Below are 19,143 nucleotides of genomic sequence, written 5' to 3' on the forward strand. Positions count from 1 at the left end.
TAGAGCGGTTGATCCGGCGGCTCATTAATTAATGGACTGTTCAACGCGATCACGGAGTTCTGGTTGGGTTTGAACGGCCATGGCGATGGCATTGTAATGTTCAACAGATAAGCCGGCGGCCTCAACCGTTTCAACCATTTTGCTGCCTGCTTCTTGCTGAAGTTCAGCGGCCTCGTCAGGATTGGCGGCAGCAGCTAAACGATCCGCATAGTCGCTACGAATACCATCCAGTTCATTTTGAACAGCAATGAATTTTTCAATATCAGCATCAGTGAAATTAGATGCTTGATGCTGGGTCATATGAGGTTCTTCATTGGCCGGATAGCTAGTTTCCGCCAATACCGCAGGGACCATCGCAAAGCTTAATAATGCAGTGATAAGACCAGCGTTAAGAATTTTCATAATGTCGCTCCTTTTGTTGATTTCACACTAGATAAAGCGATAACCGTGCCAATTTGCTAAAAAGTAAAGTAAGTAATTGATTTTAAATTACTATAATTATTTTTGATTGATTTTTAGGCTGTCTGGAAAGGCTTTAAAATACCGGAATAGTGTGTCATTATGGCTCATGTGTCATAAAGTTCTGCTGTGAAGGGGTTGTTTTCATGCGATTTCCGCTGATGTTTTCAAGTTTAAAGCGAGTGTTGATTCTGCAGGTCGTTGCACCTGTGTTGATTATGCTCGGCGTGATTTTAGCGGGTGGGCAAATGGTAATTGAATCGTTTATTGAGGAGAGAATGCAGCGAGACCTGCAACTGGTTGCACGGGCTATTTATCTGCCCGTCAATCAAGCATTGGAGCGTCAAGATCTCGAACAGCTTGAAGAGAGCTTAGCGTCAGTGTTTGGTATTACCGAGGTTTACGGGGCGTATTTATTTGATACAGAAGGCAATCGGCTGATTAGTTTTGGTGCTGTAAATCCGACGAAGCGCCAGGCGACGACAGCATTAGAGAAAACATTGGTTGGAGAATTTGCCCATTATGAGCGGATTCGTGGCCGTAATGTGTATTCATTTTTTCTGCCTTTGTTTGATGCGGGAGGAACCCCGAGTGGTTTGTTGCAGGTGACACGTCGACGCAGTGATATGGATCAGGCTCTGGTGACGATTCAATACGCATCTTGGGGCGGTTTTGCCGCCGTTGCACTCTTAATCTTGGGTGTTTTAACTTACGCGCACCAGCGTGCGGTGGGGCGCCCCATTGAAAAACTATTAACCAGCATGCGAAAAGTCGAGCAGGGTGATGCGTCTCATCGAGCCGAATTGACGGGGCCTACTGAGATTCGGCAACTTGCAAATGGCTTAAACGGAATGTTGGATGCGATGAAGGCGGCCGAGGAGCGTGAAATCGCACAACGAAAAGAACAAGCATTAATGTCAGATCGGCTCAGGCAAAGCGAAAACATGGCGTCTTTGGGTCAAGTATCGGCGGGGGTGGCGCATGAATTGGCTGCCCCTTTAACCGTGGTGGACGGTCGTGCTCGGCGCTTGCTCAAACGAGCACAATCGCCGGATGAGCAACGCGAACTTGAGGATATCCGCCATCAAACAGGGCGTATGACCTCCATTATTCAACAGTTATTAACCTTTGGACGCGCCTCGAGTGCTTCACAGCAGAGACTGTCTGTCCGCTCTTGGGTGCATCATGCCGAATCAATTGTTGCAGAAGAGGGGTATCCTGTTGAGGTGATCGATGCCGAGGATATCACGATTCAGGGCGATCCTTTGGGCTTAGAGCAGGTGTTGATTAATTTGCTGAGAAATGCACGACAGGCCTGCCCTGAAGGGCGGGTGCAGGTTTCATGGCAGTCATTGGATGAGGGTAAAACCTTAGCGCTTTGGGTTGATGATGAGGGGGGAGGGGTCGATGAGGCGATAAAAAGCCAACTCTTTGACCCGTTTGTGACCACAAAGCTTCCGGGACAAGGCAGTGGTTTAGGCTTAGCGATAGTGAATCGAGTCATTAAGGAGCATCAGGGCTGTATTGACATCAGTGAGAGTGCTTTGGGGGGAGCGCGTTTTTTAATAACCTTGCCAACGTTAGTCGAAGGAGACGTTTTATGAGTGCAGTCAAGGTGGGTGCCACTGTATTGGTCTTGGAGGATGACAAAGGCCTTGCGGCATTAATTGCAGATGAGTTGGATGCACAAGGATACACGCCCTTGCTTCATTATCGATTGCAAGATGCACTGCAGGCCCTAAGCCATGATACGCCTTCATTGATCGTGACTGATCTGCGTCTACCTGACGGAAAAGGGATGGATCTAGTACGGTTTGTAAGTGAGCGTTGGTCAGAGGGTGAGCGACCCGGTCTCATTGTGATTACGGCATTTGGCAGTGTGAAGCAGGCGGTTGAGGCGTTACAGGCAGGTGCGGATGACTTTATTACCAAGCCTCTGGACATGGACCACTTTTTATTGAGTGTTCATAAAACCCTGCAAACACGACAACTACAAGATGAACTGCAGCGTTACCGACAACTCTCAAAAGATGCAGGCTTTCACGGTATGTTTGGCTCCAGTCAGGTGATGCGAAATCTGTTTAATCAGATCAAAGTGATTGCTAAGGCGCAAGGGCCTGTCTTGATTATTGGTGAAAGCGGAACAGGTAAAGAGCTCGTTGCAAAGGCGATTCATGCTGAAAGTGACCGTGCTCACGGGCCTTTTTTAGCGGTGAACTGCGCCGGAATTCCTCAGGACTTATTGGAAAGTGAGTTTTTTGGTCATGCGGTGGGTGCATTTACGGGGGCAAAAGGCGCTCGCAAAGGTCTGTTGCAGGAGGCAAATGGCGGTACCTTATTGTTAGACGAGATAGGCGAAATGCCACTGACGTTACAAGCTAAACTGCTTAGAGCCCTTCAGGATGGTTCTATCCGTCCCGTGGGCCAAGACACAGAAGAGCATGTGGATGTCAGGGTGTTAGCTGCAACTCATCGCGATTTACAGTCCAAAGTCAGCGATGGCACTTTCAGAGAGGATCTATATTACCGGCTGGAAACCTTCAGTCTTAAGGTGCCAGCATTAAGGGAGCGTGAGGATGACTTGGAGGCGTTGGCAGCACGTTTTATGCAAACCTTGACGATCTCGCAGCAAAAGCCGATTCAGGGATTTAGCCAAGAAGCTTTGGTGTTGATCAAGTCCTATGAATTTCCGGGCAATGTCCGGGAATTGCAAAATGTAATTGAGCGAGCGGTGACCTTTTGCCGTCACACCTATATTCAAGTTGATGACCTACCCACACGGCTCCTTAAGCCGAGTCAGCCGTCTTTGCAAGAGAGCTCCCATCACGCAGGTATAGAACAGTCGCTTTTATCTGGATCCGTTTTGCCAACATTAGAGGAGTTGCAGCGGCGTTATATTCATTACGTACTCAACGAAGTGGATGGAAATAAACGCCGTGCAGCCGCATTGCTGGGAATTGGTCGAAGAACGCTGTATCGCTGGCTGGATGAGGATGAATAGCAAAGGTTTTTTTTCAATACCCTTTGCGGTAACATCTTGTTTAGAGATCGAATATTCGTAGAGAAAAACTGAGTGATCAGGCCATAGATGTTGGCGATGACAGTCACTCAGTGATCAAGTGATCAGGAGAGGTCAAATGAGCGGGCGAGAATGGTATCTAGTGCAGTGTAAGCCCGGGGAGACCCTCAGAGCACAAGAAAATTTAGAAAACCAAGGGTACGAATGTTATCTGCCCTTTCATGAATGCGAAAAAATTCGAAACCGTAAGCGTGTTGTGTTGCAAGAGCCTCTGTTTCCTGGGTATCTGTTTATCTATCTCGATAAATCGATGGATAACTGGCAGCCCATACGTTCAACACGAGGTGTTTCAAGAATGGTGTCCTTTGGTGGATATCCTCTATCGGTTGATCAGAGGATTATCTTTGAACTGAAGCGCCGTTGTTCATCCATCCAAATGGCTCAGGCATTGGAGAAGGGGGAGTCCATCCGTATCACTGAAGGCGCTTTTAAAGAAATTGAAGCCATCTTTGAGTCATTTGATGGTGAAGAGCGCGTCGTTATTTTATTAAATGTGCTACATCAACAGCAAAAAATTACATTGCCCGTGACCAGTATCAAAAAAGTCTAAGATGTTGGGCTTTCTATTTTGAGTATTCATACTTTTCCGATGTTAAAAGGAGGTCATTATGATGACCGAAACGTTTGTAAACGCTAATGTTACCCCTATTAACAGTTTAAATACGCTTTCTCCTTTCGAAATTGCCCGTCTGCAGGATCGCAGTAATAACGGCTTGTACGCGTTATTTCGTCAATGCACGCTGGCTGTGTTGAACACTGGAAGTGAAATGGACAGTACGCGCCAAGTACTTGAGCGCTATCGTAATTATGACGTTAATATCAGCCAGAAGTATCGTGATTTGCAGTTGGAGCTCATCAATGCCCCTGCATCGGCGTTTGTCGATGGTGAGATTATTCAAGGGATACGGGAGCATTTGTTTTCCGTATTACGTGATTTGCTCTATATCCAAGACGATATTGAGAGTTGCTGTGATGGATTGAGTCAGTCGGAAACGATCAGCAATCATGTTTTTCATATATTGCGGCACGCTGGCGCAATTCGTCCTCGTATTAAGCCTGATATGGTGGTGTGTTGGGGCGGGCATTCGATTAGTCGTTTTGAGTACGAATACACGAAAAAAGTCGGCTATGAGCTAGGTCTGCGCAAGCTTAATATTTGCACGGGCTGTGGTCCTGGTGCCATGAAAGGGCCAATGAAAGGTGCGACCATTGCACATGCCAAGCAGCGTATGGACCGAGGTCGATACCTTGGCATCACCGAACCGGGCATTATCGCAGCTGAATCACCGAACCCGATTGTCAATGAATTGCTGATTATGCCGGATATCGAAAAGAGGCTTGAAGCATTTGTTCGTGTCGGACATGGGATTATTGTCTTTCCGGGTGGGGCAGGTACCGCAGAGGAAATTTTGTATATTCTGGGTATTTTGTTACGCGAAGAAAACGCGTCGATGCCTTTTCCTTTGATATTTACTGGGCCGGCGGGCAGTGAATCGTACTTCGATACGGTTGATAAATTTATTCGCACGACCCTCGGTGAACGTGCCGCTTCGTTTTACGAAATTATAGTCGACGATGCTCACTTAGTTGCGCAACGTATGCGTGAAGGTTTAAACGAAGTGACGCTTCATAGGCGCACGTATGGTGAGTCCTACCATTTCAATTGGCAATTAAAGATTCCGTATGAGTTGCAGTTGCCATTTGAGCCGACCCATGAAAATATGGCGAATCTTAATTTGTCGATGCATCAGCCTGACTATGAGTTGGCCGCCCAGTTACGACGTGCCTTGTCGGGTATTGTGGCTGGCAATGTCAAAGAGCCGGGCGTCAAAGCCATAGAGGAGTTTGGACCCTTCCAATTGACAGGAGATCCTCAGGTTATGGATGCATTGAATGAGTTGCTGAGTGCATTTGTTCAGCAGCGCCGTATGAAAATTAATCACGAAGACTACGTGCCTTGTTTTGCCTTGGCCCATCGTAGCTGAGCTTAAGGCGTCATTGAGTTTTGCTCATGCTTTGCTTTGCATCGTTTAACGCTTGCTCACGCAGCACTCGTCGCAACACTTTTCCGACAGGGCTGCGAGGAAGCGTTGTGCAAAACTCAATCGATTTAGGCACTTTGTAGCTGGTTAAGCGCTCTTTGCAATAGTCCCTGATTTGCTGTCCGCCCATTTTGGGGTGGCGGCTGATCACGAATAGCTTAATTTTTTCGCCAGTATGCTCATCAGGTAACCCAATCGCTGCACAGTCCTCAATCTCGGGCATGGCCTTAACAATATTTTCAATTTCCGTTGGATAGACCTTAAAGCCTGAGACATTAATAACCTCTTTGCTTCGGTCAACAATGCGCAACACGTTCTGCTCATTGAGCATGCCGATATCACCCGTTGCAAGCCAGCCGTGTCGTGTGATGACTTTGGCCGTTTCTTGCGGTTGTTGCCAGTATCCGGCCATGACCTGAGGGCCTCGCACTTCAATTTCCCCTATCTCACCGCGCGGGAGAATTTCGCCAAGTGGACCAACAACGCGCACTTGCGTCTGAGGTAACAAAGGTCCAGCTGTTCCAATCTGGACTTGATCTGGTAAATTGACACTGACAACAGGTGAGCATTCTGTGAGTCCATAGCCCTCTGCGATAGGGCATCCTGTGGTGACTTCCCATTGCTGTGCGAGGCTTGGGGTCAAGGCCATTCCACCCGAAATAGTGATGCGTAAGGCCTTAAAATTGACTTTTTTAAAATGCGAGTGCTGGAGTAGTGCTGAAAATAGAGGATTAATCCCTGAAAAAATTGTGGGTCTTTGCCGTTTAAACAGTTTGATTAAGCCTGAGATATCCCGTGGGTTGGGGACAAGTTCGGTGCGACAACCGATGCTGAATAATGACAAGGTCAGCATAAATGCGTAGACATGGTAGATAGGCAAAGGTTGTATTAGTCGCTCTTGTCCTTGCTGGGTATAGTGTCGCAGCAGTTCGTTTAATTGAGCCAAATTCGCGATTAAATTGCCGTGGGTCAGCATGGCACCTTTGGCAATACCTGTTGTGCCTCCAGTGTATTGTAATAGAGCGAGCTGATCGCTTGAGATTTCAATCGGTGTAAAGTCTTCAGCTCGAGCCTTCTGCAACAGCTCCGGCAGCGAAATTGCATTGCTCAAATCGGGTGTACAATAGCGTAGTTTAAAATGCCTCAAGTAGGCATTGAGGAGCAAACGCTTTGGGTAGGCATGCAGGTCGGCAAGTTCGGTTAAGATCGTCCATCTCACTTGAGTATTTGGCAAAATCCTCTTTAAATCTTTTGCCAGCGGTGTAAACGCAACGAGGGCTTTGGCTCCGCTGTTAATCAACTGGTTTTCAAGTTCGTTTGATGTGTACAAAGGATTGGTGTTCACAACAACCAAACCTGCTTTGAGGGCACCAAATAAGACCACTGGATACTGAATGCTATTGGGGAGTTGAATGGCTATGCGATCACCCGGTTGAAGTTGGGTGTGCTGCTGTATCCATGCTGCAAAGCGTCTGGCTAGATTGTCGAGTGCAGTAAAGCTTAGCTCTGCCCCAAGATGAGAAAATGCAGGTTTTTCGGAAAATCTCAATACGACTTGATCAATGACTTGATTCAGGTTTTGATATTGAGTCTGAGGCTGATCGGTTATTGTTATCATGATTTCCTCTCCCATCGCTACATCAATTGTCGTACTTCAAGTCAAACTATGCAAATGCCTTACAGGAATACCCTCAATAAATATCACCATTTCACCGGTTTTATAACGATTCCAGTGTTCGTTGTTGGTTAAGGGCTCGGTTGCAATCACCGTGACGATGTCATTTGGTGTCGTGACCGCTTCAAAATTGACCGCTATTTCGCAATCGCTCAGACGGGCTTCTCCAAAAGGAGAGCGACGTGTGATCCAGGAAAGTTTACTTGTGCAGTAAGTAAACAGATGCGTTGACTCACTCAGTAGCATGTTGAAAACGCCTAATGCTCTGAGGGTTTCACAGCGAGCATGGACAAACTGAATAAGCGCGTCCATCGTGTCTGGAGGGGTAGGGAAATGATGGCGAATCTCACCAAGCAACCAACAAAATGCATACTCGCTGTCGGTTGTGCCAACCGGTTGATAGTAATTCAAAGGCCATGAAAATAGGACAGGGTCAAGCTGACCGTTATGTGCAAAGCACCATTGTCGTCCCCATAGCTCGCGGCTAAACGGGTGTGTGTTCTCTAGGCTAATATTGCCAACGTTGGCTTGCCGTATGTGACTAATAACAGTACAACTTTTGATGGGATACTCGGCGATTAAGCGTGCAATTTTTGAATCAACACTGGGAGCAGGGTCATGGAAGGTTCTCAGTCCTTTACCTTCATAAAATGCGATACCCCAGCCGTCTTTGTGTGGCCCAGTGCCTCCTCCGCGTTGCATAAGTCCGGTAAAACTGAAGCAGATGTCTGTAGGTACATTTGCACTCATGCCTAATAGTTCACACATAGGTCAATTACTCTTGTTTTGTTAGGGTAATACGATCAGGGAGCGAGTCTATCAGTTGCATGGCGTTATCAATCATCAGCTCGCTAGATGAGTAGGTCGAGTGGTGCTCTGTGGGCTTAGGTCGTTCAGATACGTCTGCTGCCGATAATGCATCAGGTAAGGTGCGCTCACCGATAAAGTGTCCGTCATTATCGATTTGTAATTTCGCGCAACATAGGCGTCCATTGACCGTGCCGCCTTTCTCAATATGAAGGTGGTCGCAGATGATTTCACCTTCTAAGCGTCCGTTCACATAAATGGTTTTCGCAAAAATTTGTCCTGCAACTACACCGTTGCGACCGATGGAAATATCATCGGTAGAGTGCAGGCTACCTTCGAATGTGCCGTCAATATGCATTTTACCGCTGATGACAGTGTCACCATAAAAGCGATTTCCTTCAGCAATGATGGTTACTGCGGACCCGCCTGATTTAGCGGATATATGGCGCTTAATGATTCCCACGGAATATCCTCTACGGCGTTAAAAATATAATCAAAATTACTCAGTCCCCAACGTGCAAAAGGATAAGGGTCTAGAGGGGTGAGTAAGTGTCGCACTTCATAGTGTAAATGAGGGCCTGTGACACGCCCAGTTTTACCCACGGTCCCGATCAGTTGGCCTTTATGGACATATTGTCCCTGTGCGATCTTTATTTCATTTAAATGCGCATAAAAAGTTTTAAAGCCGAAATTATGCTGCAAGATGATGAGATTACCAAATCCTGAACCAGACTCCAAACCTGCACGCTCAACAATACCGTCTGCCGTGGCGTAAATGGGTGTTCCAATCGGTGAGGGGAAGTCGATGCCGTTGTGTTGTGAGCGACGTCGTGAAATTGGATGTACGCGTTCACCGAAGCCAGAACTGATTTTAGCCCCTTTAACGGGGAGGCCATTGGGTATTGAGTGTAATAGAAATAAACGTTGTAAGGCGGCTGCTTTTAGAAGGTCTGTGCGTTCCTCAGGAGAGGCAGGTTGTTCGGGTGAGGGTATAATGCCAAGGATTGATTCCATTTCATTTAAATCGGCATCAAGGCGAATCACTTCTTCTTCTAGCTGATACTTTTCATTTTCCAGCTGATACTTCTCATAAAACGTTTCAGTGAAGAGCTCGCTCAGCTCAATCAGGTTTTTCATATAAGATTGCTGAGTCCCAAGTGCTTCTATGTACTGCTCTTCAAGCATCAGTTTTTCTTGTGCGAGTCCGTTAAGGTGATCTCGGGTTTTTACAAGAAGAAGGTTTGAAACAAAAAAGCTTAAGGCCGAGAGGAGAAGAAAAAGCCCCACTAGGTATTTAGCGAGCTGATTGAGGGTGTACTGTTTTGACCCTCTCACGGTGGTGAGGGTGATAATTAACTTCTGACGCAAGCGAATAACCTAGACATAATAAAAGGCATAGCTCCATGAGCTATGCCGTACAATCAAGGCAGACGTATGTCCCTAATTCTGCCTCGAGTTTTTAGCGTGCTCGAGAGCTTGAGGCATTGCTTGAACGCTTTCCATTCGCTGGAGCGCGGCGCTTGCTTTTGTTGCCCGGTGCGCTGTTGCGATCAGAGCCTCTTTCCTTTCCATCTTCAACCCATGGGCGGATGTTTAGGGCTTGGCCACAAATGCGTGCACGCTTGAGTGTCTGTATTGTATCCACTGTGATACCTGCAGGTAAGTCAACGGTGCTAAACATCTCGCTAATGTCGATACGTCCAATGTGTTGGCTTTCAACACCCGCTTCATTTGCGATGGCGCCAACAATATTGCCTGGCTTAACCCCGTGCTGATAGCCAACTCCAATCCAATAACGCTGCATTCCTTCTGAAGGGGCATCATTACGAGGTGCGCCGCGACGAGGTTTTTCGTCACGAAGGGATTCGCGAGGACGTCTTTCGCGTGCTGGAGCAGGCTCGCGCTCATCCATGAATAAAGGCTTATCGTTATACATAAGCTTCAGTGCGGCGGCTGCAATTTGCTCTGGAGTTAGCTCACCTGACTCAGTTAAGGTCTTAATTATTGAGGCAAACTGAGTTGCTTCGTTGCTTTCAGCGGCAGCAATTAATTGGCTTTGCAAACGTTGAACGCGTAGCTCATTGATCTGCTTGGCTGTTGGTAGCTCCAGCATTTCAATAGGCGAGCGTGTTGTGCGCTCAATTTGTTGCAACAGACGTTGTTCGCGAGGTGCAACAAACAGTACAGCATCTCCGTTACGACCAGCACGACCTGTACGACCAATACGGTGAATATAGGACTCGGCATCGTAGGGAATGTCGAAGTTGATAACGTGGGTAATACGCTCAACGTCTAAGCCACGAGCCACAACGTCTGTTGCAATAACGATATCTAAATCGCCACGCTTCAGTTTATCAACAACACGCTCACGCTGCGCTTGAGCGATATCGCCATGAAGTGCAAATGCCGGAAAGCCTGCGCGCGTTAATTGCTCTGCGACTTCTTCAGTCGCATTTTTGGTTCTGACGAAGACCAGTACGCCTTCATGCTCGCGAAGTTCGAGTAAGCGAGTTAGAGCCATGATTTTTGTCATGCCACGAACCGTCCAAACGCGTTGGCGAATGGTGCTGGCGGTAGCCGTTTGACTTGCAATCTTAACGACCGCTGGGTTGGTCAAGTAGTTATCCGCGATGCGACGAATCGCAGGTGGCATCGTTGCTGAAAAGAGTGCAATTTGGCGTTGAGCAGGGGTGTGCTCAAGGATCCATTCCACATCATCAATAAAGCCCATGCGCAGCATTTCGTCGGCTTCGTCTAGAACCAGCGTTTGCAGTTTGTCGAGTGCCAGCGTGCCACGACGGATATGGTCCATGACACGGCCAGGTGTGCCAATGACGACATGCGCACCGCGGCGAAGGCCACGCAGCTGCTCATCGTATCCTTGCCCACCGTAGATTGATAGGGTGCGGATACCGTTTAAATGCTTTGAGTACTTCTCGCACGCAGTGGCAACCTGAAGTGCAAGTTCACGCGTTGGTGCTAGGATCAGCAACTGCGGATGAGTTTTAGATGGATCAAGGCGTTGCAACAAAGGGAGTGCAAATGCCGCGGTTTTACCTGTACCTGTTTGAGCTTGGCCTAAGAGGTCGCGTCCTTCCAAAAGAGGAGGAATAGAGCCTTCTTGGATTGGGGATGGGGTTTCATACCCCACGTCGTTAAGTGCTTCAAGAATAGGTGTAGAGAGGCCCAAGTCACCAAAAGTGGTGGGGCGAATATCAGTATTCGACATGCTGTGATTTTTTACCTGGTAGAAGAGAGGTGTTTCGTGAAACGTGCCGCTCAGTTAGCTTAGCAAAGAGGCTGGCCGCACACATCAGCAGCAGTGCCTCAGAAAAGAGGTAGTATTCTACTTAAAGTAATTGTATTTGTCTATAACCTTTGCGAATCATATTCATCTACTCGTTAAGGAAGGGTCTAAGTGCCTGCCCGATCATTCGTGCATCAGCTAATGCACGGTGCGGACGTTCTTGGATATCTAAGTGGCGATTTAACTGACTTTGCTGTTCGGGAGTTAAAAAGGAGTAAAACCCGCTGACTTTAAAACGCATGGGTTTAGAGGCTTTATCAAACAAACGTTGTAGCCACATGTAATCAAAGTCGGGTGCGTCAGAAATGACGACTTGATCGATCCCTAGGTTGAGTCTGTCACATGCGTCTTCGAGGCTGATGCCTTCTTTATCCAGCAGGTTACGTGAGATGTTATGAATCGATTCTGCATTACTATCCCAGTACTCCCAAGAGGCATCGGGCTTGATTAGAAAGCTGATCGATGTCTCTGGGTGCTGGGTGTCATACACGCCGATCTCAATCGGGTAGGATAAATCTGGATCGAGACCTGATGCCTCAATGTCAATCACTTGCATGCGTGAATAGCCTGTAGTTATATACACTTATTACTTTTTTGTCGGCGTTAGCTTATCATCAGCCGTTGGCGTAGTAACAACTTTTTAAAGTGGTTTTCCGTATTTTGTGTGGTGCCTTTGCTGTGCATCAAATGTTAACTTATTAGGATTGGTTTCTGTATGCAAACGATACAGTCAGATGCAGTAGTTAGTTTTTATTATACATTAAAAAATGAGCAGGGTGAGGAGCTTGAATCAAATCAAGGTCATACGCCGATGGCCTACTTGCACGGTCACAACAATATGATTCCTGGGCTGGAAGCCGCGATGGAAGGTCATGCCGTTGGGGACGAATTTACCGTGACCTTGTCGCCTGAAGAGGGTTACGGCGTGCGCGAAGAAGGGTTGGAAATGAAAGTGCCTGTTAAGCACCTGCAGGGCTTGCCGCAGGGCGCTAAAACCTGGAAGCCTGGGATGATTGCGCTGGTTGAAACCGATCAGGGTCGTCGCCATGTAACGGTTGTTAAAATGGGTCGTTTTATGATTACCGTTGATACCAATCATCCTTTGGCGGGTCAGACGTTGTCCTACGATATTAAAATCGAAGATATTCGCGCTGCTTCAGATGATGAAATCGCACATGGACATGCACATGGAGTCGGTGGTCACCACCATGATTGATACAGATGCGAAGGCATCTGGATTGGAGTTGGTAGGTTGGCGAGAGTGGGTCGCACTGCCTGAGCTTGGTGTATCAAGCTTGAAGTGTAAAGTCGATACGGGCGCGAGAACCTCTGCCTTGCATACGTTCCATATTGATGAATTTAAAAAGGACGGTCAGCGTTGGGTGAGGTTTGGTTTGCATCCCCAGCAAAAAAACACACAGCTTGAAGTGTGGTGTGAAGCGCCAGTGAGTGATGTGCGTCAGGTCACAGATTCCGGCGGGCATATGACGGAGCGCTATTTTATAGTGACACCTTTGTTAATAGGTTCGCATCGATTTGATGTTGAAATGTCCTTAACCAGCCGTGACAACATGTTATTTAGGATGTTATTAGGGCGGCAGGCCTTGAAGCGCATGTTTTGTGTCAACCCTGCAGCATCCTATCTGCAGGGTAGACCGAGTCTGTCTTAAGTTGGAGTTGCCTAGATGCCTTGGCTGTGAAAGGTTGCCATCGCATATTCAACGCGATCGTCAGCCAAGCGGTGAGGCTTGCGGATTTTTTCGATGTGACGCAGTCTAGGCAGTAACCCCTTTCCGTTAGCAACTTGGATAGATAAACCGGGGCGGGCGTTCAACTCTAGTAGTTGAGCGCCTCGGCTTTTATCTAGAACAATGTCTGTTCCTATATAGCCCAAATTGCTCATCTCGTAACAGCGCGAAGCCAGTAATAGCATGTTTTTCCAGTCTGGAATTTTCAAGTCGCCGAGGGGCATTTTTGTATCTGGGTGCAGGGTGATTGGGTTGGAAAATTGAACTGCTTTGAGTCCTTGGCCAGTTGCGATGTCCAAGCCAACGCCGACTGCGCCCTGGTGCAGGTTTGCTTTGCCATCGGATGCGTGTGTGGCGAGCCTCAGCATTGCCATAACCGGATAGCCTCTAAAAACGATGATGCGGATGTCGGGTACACCTTCATGGGAGTAACCTTTGAAGGTGTCATCAAACTCGATTAAATCCTCAATAATAGCAACATCGGGTGCTCCGCGCAGTGAGTAGAGGCCTGCTAGTGTGTTGGTCAGATGACGACGTATATCTTCGATGCTAACTTCGGTGCCTGAGGATTTGATGAACTGATTGCCCTTGCGGCCGATGATGACCAGTATGCCCTTGCCGCCAGAGCCGCGTGAAGGTTTGATGGCAAAACCATTCAGATCCATAAGTCGGTCTTCTATGTGACCTATTTCATGCTGAGTTTTCACAACAAAGCGCAGTGTTGGCGTCGCTACGCCGTACTCTTCGGCAAGCAGTTTGGTTTTCAGTTTGTCATCAACCAAAGGGTAAAAGCGGCGAAGATTGTAGCGGCCGATAAAATCAACATTGCGACAGTTCATGCCTAAAATGCCGGCTTTGGCGAGCCTGAATGGACTGACCCAGTTCATGCTTTATCTTCCTCAATCATGGCTCTAAAGCGACGCAGTTCAGATAGCTTGTACCCGGTATATTGTCCCATCAGCATGATAATGGCCAGAATGATCAGATTGAGTTCTGGGAAGTTGAAGCTCAAGTGGCCAGATAATGGCAACTGCATGAGTAGGTAGGCAAGTACCGCGACAAACAGGCTGCCACCGCCTTGCGTGACCACTTCGCGAGGGCCTTCCTCTTCCCAGAGGATCGACATGCGCTCAATGGTCCAAGCGATAATGATCATTGGGAAGAAGGTAATTGTCATGCCAGTGCTAAAGCCCAATTGGTAACCGACTAGGCTTAAGAATGAGACTAAAAATACAACCAATACCACCAGTGTTGCAATACGGGATACCAGCAGTAGATTGAGGCGTGAAAGGTAGGTACGTATGACCAGCCCCATGGCGACAATGCTAATAAAGCTAATTAAGCCCAGTACCAGGGATGTTTGTAAAAATGCCAAGGCAATCAGAATGGGCATAAAGGTTCCAGATGTCTTTAAGCCCACAATAATGCGCATAAAGACGACAACCATGGCGCCAAGGGGGAGTAAGAACAAGAGTTTAAACATGCTTTGTTCTTCGATGGGTAGCGTGTGAACACCTAGCCATGCAAATCCTTGTCCTGCAAATTGAGTTTGCGCGAGCTCTAGCGCAGGCAGAGTCTGCTCTATCATCGAAAAGCTCACTCTGGAGTTTACCCCTCCGACCACATCGAGTAGCGAGTTTGAGCCACGTTGCCACAGTAAAATGTCTTCGGAGAGCCCTTGTTGCCCAGTGCTCGGGTCGAACACGAGCCAGCGGTCTTTTGCAAAAATTTCAATCACAGGGACGAGAGATTGCCGACGTCGAGCGTCTTCAAGTTGAAGCCCCATGGAAATGCGTGCTGGAATGCCAGCTTGATTTAAGAGTTTATCCATGACAATCACAGGCGGTTGGTTGGCTAAAAGAAGCCCTGTGTTTTGTCCAGGCTCAGGGTTGAGAAGTAAACGCATCAGCTCGCGAGTGAAACTCTCGGGCGAGCTGGATTTGCTCTGCGCCATTTCGATCACGTATTCGGCAGCGGTGGCTTCGGGGCCGTCCCAAAAAACGGGTTGGGGATTGGGGGTGACGTCGACAAGCTCAGTGTCTAGGTTTTTAGATCGAATCAGCTGCGCTTTGTAATAGAGTGTTTGCGCCCCATCAGCGGAGTTTTTTGACCATTCACCGCGCCGTCTTCCATCGTTTTCGATAATTGAAAATCCATAGCCTGGGGAGGCGGCCAGTTCGTTTAGAATTGCATATCCGGGCGGATTGTCCGGTAAGTCTAAGCTAGCAAGAACCGGCGCGTTTTGGGCATTAAAATCAACCCTTGCTTCAATCAGCCAGACTTTTTCTTGCTGTCCGGGTAGGAACGGAATGCCAAGTTGGACGTGTCTAAGTAGGGCTGTGCACAGCCCTGTAAAAATTAACAACGTAACGATTGTATAAAATGGAACTCGGGATACCATGCGGATACCTGTCTAAAAAGCCTGAGGTGCTCAGGCTTAAGGTGTGGTCTGATTAATGTTCAGTGGTGCAATATGTTGTTTGCTCACATCCACCACCATGAGGTCTCTTAGAATATTGCGTCCAATAAGTACAGGGAAGTCCAGATGGCTACGGTCGGTTAATGTGAACTCTGCCGTTTGCGAAATGTTACCCAGTGTAAAGCGCAGCTCAATGACGGGTCTGCGCTCGTAATCATCGGTAATTGACTGACTGATGCGGACTACACGAACAACTTGCCGTTCAAATGTGGCGTCGTCCCCCGTGGTGGGATGCACAAAGTCAAAGCGAACCCAGCGCTTTCCATCGCGTTCAAAAAAATTAATATTGCGTGCATCAATTGAAGAGGTTGTTGCACCTGTATCGATTCGAGCAGGTAGTACGACGTCCAGGTTTGCCAAATAAACGCGTTCAGCTTCACCGACCACTTGTTTTTCGAGGCCGCCAAGCACCAGTGTTCCTGAACTGCCTTGTGGTGGGCAGACCAAGCGTGGTTGGGGAGCGCACTTAGGTGGTTCCACATGGGTTTTGATGGTGTTGGTGAGCCGTTCAATCATGCTCTCAGATACGGCATCGTAAGACGATAGAATATGACTGACTGCAAGCTCTTGCTGTTCAGATAATGAAGAAATCTGATCAGATTGAGCGTCCAGCTTAGTATCAATCCTTTCAACAACACCTTCTTCGATGTACATGTGCCCGGGTGCACAAGCCGCCAATAAAGACGCAAGCGAGAGTGTTAACAGAGTGTGCCGAAAGTGCATCTAAAACTCCAATAGTGAGCAAAATTAAATTGCATAGATTTTACTCGAAAATTGAACCAGTTAAAAATCAATCCATGAATTGTTGCAAAAAATATTCTCGCATGGATGTTTTACGTGCGAAACGTTACTATTATCACTTAAAACTGGATGCGCTAATGCACAGGAATTTTTTCTAAAAACAGTTATAATATAAGTACGTTTAATACGTACTGTTCATACAAGGAGCTTTAAATGATAATTCAAGTCAATACCGATAGCAGTATCGAAGGCAATGAGGCCTTAAATGCCCACGTACAAGCCACTGTCGAAAAAGTTTTAGGGCGGTTTAGTGAAAAAGTTACCCGCATTGAAGTTCATCTTCACGATGAAAATGCCCATAAATCGGGTGACAATGATAAGCGTTGCAATATAGAAGCACGTGTATCAGGGTTACAGCCTATTGCGGTATCTGACCACGCCGACTCAACCGGTAAGGCGGTTAGCGGTGCATGCGAAAAAATGAAAAGCGCGCTCGAGAGCACATTGGGCCGCTTAGCAAATCACTAATCTTCATTGATTTGCGCCCCCGTCAGTCCATGTGACGGGGGTTGGTATGAATAAGAACCACTTAAAGTAACGCTTCAATCGCCTCGATTACTTCACGAGCGTCTGGTCGAGTTGTGCTAGGAAACGCCTGAATAACTTTACCGTCACGATCAATCAGATATTTGTAGAAATTCCATTTAGGTGCGTGGGTTTGTCTGGCAAGCTCTGCAAAAATTGGATGCACATCGGACCCTCGAACATTGATATGTGTAAACATATCAAATGTCACCCCAAAATTCTGGAAGCATACACGCGCTGTATCGGCTTCATCTTTTGATTCTTGTAAAAAACTATTAGATGGAAATCCAGCCAAAATAAGCCCACGGTCTTTATAGCGCTGATGCAGCGCTTCGAGCGCTTCAAATTGCCCTGTAAAACCGCAGTGGCTCGCCGTATTAATAAAAAGTAAGGGCTGTCCTTGGTAGTGATCTTTAAGATGGACAATCTCGCTGGAATGTAATCGTTTTAGATCGTGCTTCAAAAGGGCATCAATCGTAGACGCTGGTTGTGCCGAAGAGGTTTGCGAAAACAACATGATACATCCTAAAAGTATATATTTAATGGTAGGCATGGCTTTACCTCATAGAGTCTTGAAGGTATTTACGGGTGGATGGGCATTTTGGATTCATTGTGCTTTTGTCTGTAAACAGTTTTGAATGACTGTCTTTAAAAGGGTGGCTAAACGCTTAACACCGGGGTGAGCGTATTCACCGTCACTTAAAATTAAGTAAATAGGGACCTCCCGCACAGCACCGCTCACCAAAGGAAGGGCTTTTAAGTTTCCTGCTTTAAGTGGCTGTTCAATTTTAAGCGTGGGGTACCATGCAAATCCTAATCCTTGGCAGGCACTTTTAATGGATGTGTGAACGCTGCTAAATGTCCAGCGTTGATGGGCGCCTAGCCAGCCTGCATCGAGCCGTCTTGAGCCAGAATCCTTAACAACCAGTTGTCTATGACTTTTTAAATCATCTAGTGTTAAGGGCGCGTCATTGTGATGAAGAGGGTGTGAGGGGTGTGCAACCGCTAGAAACTGAATATTCAACAAAAAGTGTCCAGTAAATCCAGGTGGAACGTGCCCACCAATGACTAAGTCAGCTTCATGTCGTAACAGTGCTTCATCTGTGCCACTCAGCGCGCTTTCCACCAAGGTGATGCGAATCTGCGGATGTTCGCTCGCAAATGCATTTAGAACGGACAGCATCAAGTCTTCAGGAAAAATAGTGTCCATGGCAATTCGAATTTCGGGTTCCCAGCCTTGTGTAAAATAATTGGCGAGTGTTTCGATGCGTTCAGCATTTTCCACTAATTGCCGCGCATGTCTTAGCAAGGCTTCACCTGGAGCGGTTAGGACGGCTTTTCGGCCATCAATCTTAAACACGGCAACGCCCAGTGCTGATTCTAACTTTGAAATAGCGTAGCTAACCGCTGATTGGCTTTTGCGAAGTGCTTCAGCGGCTTGTGCATAGCCACCTTCATCGACAACTGCGATTAACGTTTGCCATTGCTCCAACGTGACGTTCATGGGGTAAACCTATCAGTTTTTTCGATCATATTTAACAGTTTTTATGGGTTTATTATTCATATTATAGATCACATAATGCGCATACTGAACTCAAGGAGATACCTTAATGAAAACATTACTTCAAGTTAAAAGCAGTATTTTTGGTGATCAAGGGCAATCTGCACAATTGGGTGCTGTCCTAATTGAAAAGTGGAAAGCAGCATACCCTGAATCCGCCGTGGTCGTACGTGATCTGGTGGCAGACACTATCCCGCATTTTGATATGTCTGTTATTTCAGCGCTCATGACAGATGAAGCAGATCGTACAGATGAGCAGCGTGCTGTAGTGGCGCTCTCTGACGACTTGGTGAATGAAATTGCATCAGCCGATGCATTGATCATTTCGGCGCCTATGTACAACTTTGCAGTGCCATCTCAGCTTAAAGCTTGGGTGGATATGATTGCACGTAATGGTGTGACATTTAAATACACGGAAAATGGACCTGTTGGTTTGTTGGCAGACAAGCCTGTTTACATTTTGGCTACACGTGGTGGAATGTATAAAGATGCTGGATTGGACCATCAAGTACCTTGGTTGAAGCAAATTCTGGCATTTTTGGGGCTAACAAGTGTTCAAGTGATCTATGCTGAAGGCTTAAACATGGCTGAAAAAGAAGCCTCTCTCGCTGAGGCTCAGGAGATCATTGCGAGCATTTCAGTTTAAGCGCTAGGTTGGAG

20 protein-coding genes are annotated in these 19,143 nt (G+C 47.2%); 8 read left to right on the forward strand and 12 right to left on the reverse strand.

Features of this window, described 5'->3' with window-relative positions; genetic code table 11:
• Window positions 1-24: 24 nt before the first annotated feature.
• Entirely contained in the window at window positions 25-402 is a 378-nt protein-coding gene (locus tag F5971_RS01895) for a DUF4168 domain-containing protein (protein ID WP_193493718.1), read from the reverse strand.
• 203 nt (window positions 403-605) lie between these two features.
• On the opposite strand from F5971_RS01895, the gene F5971_RS01900 reads away from it, so the two are divergent.
• The 4 genes from F5971_RS01900 (at window position 606) to ppnN (ending at window position 5,523) form a co-directional block, all read left to right on the forward strand.
• On the forward strand, window positions 606-2,063 hold the full coding sequence (locus F5971_RS01900; protein ID WP_193493720.1) for a sensor histidine kinase: 1,458 nt from the start codon (window positions 606-608) through the stop codon (window positions 2,061-2,063).
• Window positions 2,060-3,460, forward strand: a complete 1,401-nt coding sequence (locus tag F5971_RS01905; protein ID WP_036506873.1) for a sigma-54-dependent transcriptional regulator — start codon at window positions 2,060-2,062, stop codon at window positions 3,458-3,460. Before F5971_RS01900 ends, F5971_RS01905 begins: the two co-directional genes overlap by 4 nt.
• Window positions 3,461-3,596: 136 nt before the next feature.
• Window positions 3,597-4,088: a transcription/translation regulatory transformer protein RfaH gene (gene rfaH, locus F5971_RS01910; protein ID WP_036506875.1), complete on the forward strand. Its 492-nt coding sequence runs from the start codon at window positions 3,597-3,599 to the stop codon at window positions 4,086-4,088.
• Between the two features lie 58 nt (window positions 4,089-4,146).
• Window positions 4,147-5,523, forward strand: coding sequence for a nucleotide 5'-monophosphate nucleosidase PpnN (ppnN, locus tag F5971_RS01915; protein ID WP_036506877.1), 1,377 nt, complete (start codon window positions 4,147-4,149; stop codon window positions 5,521-5,523).
• Window positions 5,524-5,533: 10 nt separating this feature from the next.
• Here the strand turns inward: ppnN and F5971_RS01920 are convergent, their stop codons facing one another.
• The 6 genes from F5971_RS01920 to F5971_RS01945 form a co-directional block, all read right to left on the reverse strand.
• Window positions 5,534-7,198 carry an AMP-binding protein gene (locus F5971_RS01920; RefSeq protein ID WP_193493722.1) on the reverse strand — a complete coding sequence of 555 codons (1,665 nt, stop codon included), beginning with the start codon at window positions 7,196-7,198 and terminating at the stop codon, window positions 5,534-5,536.
• A 36-nt stretch (window positions 7,199-7,234) separates the two neighbouring features.
• Window positions 7,235-8,023, reverse strand: a complete 789-nt coding sequence (locus tag F5971_RS01925) for a class II glutamine amidotransferase (RefSeq protein WP_036506879.1) — start codon at window positions 8,021-8,023, stop codon at window positions 7,235-7,237.
• A 7-nt stretch (window positions 8,024-8,030) separates the two neighbouring features.
• Window positions 8,031-8,525, reverse strand: coding sequence for a bactofilin family protein (locus tag F5971_RS01930; protein ID WP_036506881.1), 495 nt, complete (start codon window positions 8,523-8,525; stop codon window positions 8,031-8,033).
• The gene (locus F5971_RS01935) at window positions 8,474-9,430 is read right to left on the reverse strand and encodes a M23 family metallopeptidase (RefSeq protein WP_036506884.1); all 957 of its coding nucleotides are present in this window, start codon (window positions 9,428-9,430) and stop codon (window positions 8,474-8,476) included. The genes F5971_RS01930 and F5971_RS01935 overlap by 52 nt, the downstream gene beginning before the upstream one ends.
• Window positions 9,431-9,521: 91 nt before the next feature.
• Entirely contained in the window at window positions 9,522-11,291 is a 1,770-nt protein-coding gene (locus F5971_RS01940) for a DEAD/DEAH box helicase (RefSeq protein ID WP_193493724.1), read from the reverse strand.
• Between the two features lie 166 nt (window positions 11,292-11,457).
• Window positions 11,458-11,925 (reverse strand): 3'-5' exonuclease, encoded by a 468-nt coding sequence (locus tag F5971_RS01945; RefSeq protein ID WP_051513954.1) that lies wholly within the window; start codon window positions 11,923-11,925, stop codon window positions 11,458-11,460.
• A 159-nt stretch (window positions 11,926-12,084) separates the two neighbouring features.
• Between F5971_RS01945 and F5971_RS01950 the strand changes: the two genes are divergently transcribed.
• Both F5971_RS01950 and F5971_RS01955 read left to right on the forward strand, forming a co-directional pair.
• Window positions 12,085-12,585, forward strand: coding sequence for an FKBP-type peptidyl-prolyl cis-trans isomerase (locus F5971_RS01950; protein ID WP_036506892.1), 501 nt, complete (start codon window positions 12,085-12,087; stop codon window positions 12,583-12,585).
• On the forward strand, window positions 12,578-13,039 hold the full coding sequence (locus F5971_RS01955; RefSeq protein WP_036506894.1) for an ATP-dependent zinc protease family protein: 462 nt from the start codon (window positions 12,578-12,580) through the stop codon (window positions 13,037-13,039). Before F5971_RS01950 ends, F5971_RS01955 begins: the two co-directional genes overlap by 8 nt.
• Before the next feature lie 11 nt (window positions 13,040-13,050).
• Here F5971_RS01955 and F5971_RS01960 read toward each other — a convergent pair whose 3' ends face one another.
• From F5971_RS01960 to F5971_RS01970, 3 genes are read right to left on the reverse strand one after another with little or no spacing between them, the layout of a single operon-like run.
• Window positions 13,051-14,004: an alpha-L-glutamate ligase-like protein gene (locus F5971_RS01960; protein WP_036506896.1), complete on the reverse strand. Its 954-nt coding sequence runs from the start codon at window positions 14,002-14,004 to the stop codon at window positions 13,051-13,053.
• Window positions 14,001-15,518 carry an inactive transglutaminase family protein gene (locus F5971_RS01965; protein WP_193493726.1) on the reverse strand — a complete coding sequence of 506 codons (1,518 nt, stop codon included), beginning with the start codon at window positions 15,516-15,518 and terminating at the stop codon, window positions 14,001-14,003. Before F5971_RS01965 ends, F5971_RS01960 begins: the two co-directional genes overlap by 4 nt.
• A gap of 36 nt (window positions 15,519-15,554) precedes the next feature.
• Window positions 15,555-16,319 (reverse strand): ATP-dependent zinc protease family protein, encoded by a 765-nt coding sequence (locus tag F5971_RS01970; protein WP_036506898.1) that lies wholly within the window; start codon window positions 16,317-16,319, stop codon window positions 15,555-15,557.
• Between the two features lie 231 nt (window positions 16,320-16,550).
• Between F5971_RS01970 and F5971_RS01975 the strand changes: the two genes are divergently transcribed.
• A complete protein-coding gene (locus F5971_RS01975; RefSeq protein WP_036506900.1) occupies window positions 16,551-16,865 on the forward strand; it encodes an HPF/RaiA family ribosome-associated protein in 315 nt (104 codons plus the stop codon).
• A gap of 61 nt (window positions 16,866-16,926) precedes the next feature.
• On the opposite strand, the gene F5971_RS01980 is transcribed toward F5971_RS01975, so the two are convergent.
• Complete coding sequence (locus F5971_RS01980) at window positions 16,927-17,439, reverse strand: glutathione peroxidase (RefSeq protein WP_223116229.1); 513 nt, start codon at window positions 17,437-17,439, stop codon at window positions 16,927-16,929.
• Between the two features lie 90 nt (window positions 17,440-17,529).
• Window positions 17,530-18,426, reverse strand: coding sequence for a LysR family transcriptional regulator (locus F5971_RS01985; RefSeq protein WP_193493730.1), 897 nt, complete (start codon window positions 18,424-18,426; stop codon window positions 17,530-17,532).
• A 106-nt stretch (window positions 18,427-18,532) separates the two neighbouring features.
• Between F5971_RS01985 and F5971_RS01990 the strand changes: the two genes are divergently transcribed.
• Window positions 18,533-19,129 (forward strand): FMN-dependent NADH-azoreductase, encoded by a 597-nt coding sequence (locus F5971_RS01990; RefSeq protein WP_036506904.1) that lies wholly within the window; start codon window positions 18,533-18,535, stop codon window positions 19,127-19,129.
• The last annotated feature ends 14 nt before the right edge of the window (window positions 19,130-19,143 follow it).

The organism is Nitrincola alkalisediminis (assembly GCF_009821115.1).
Classification (GTDB): Bacteria; Pseudomonadota; Gammaproteobacteria; order Pseudomonadales; family Balneatricaceae; genus Nitrincola; species Nitrincola alkalisediminis.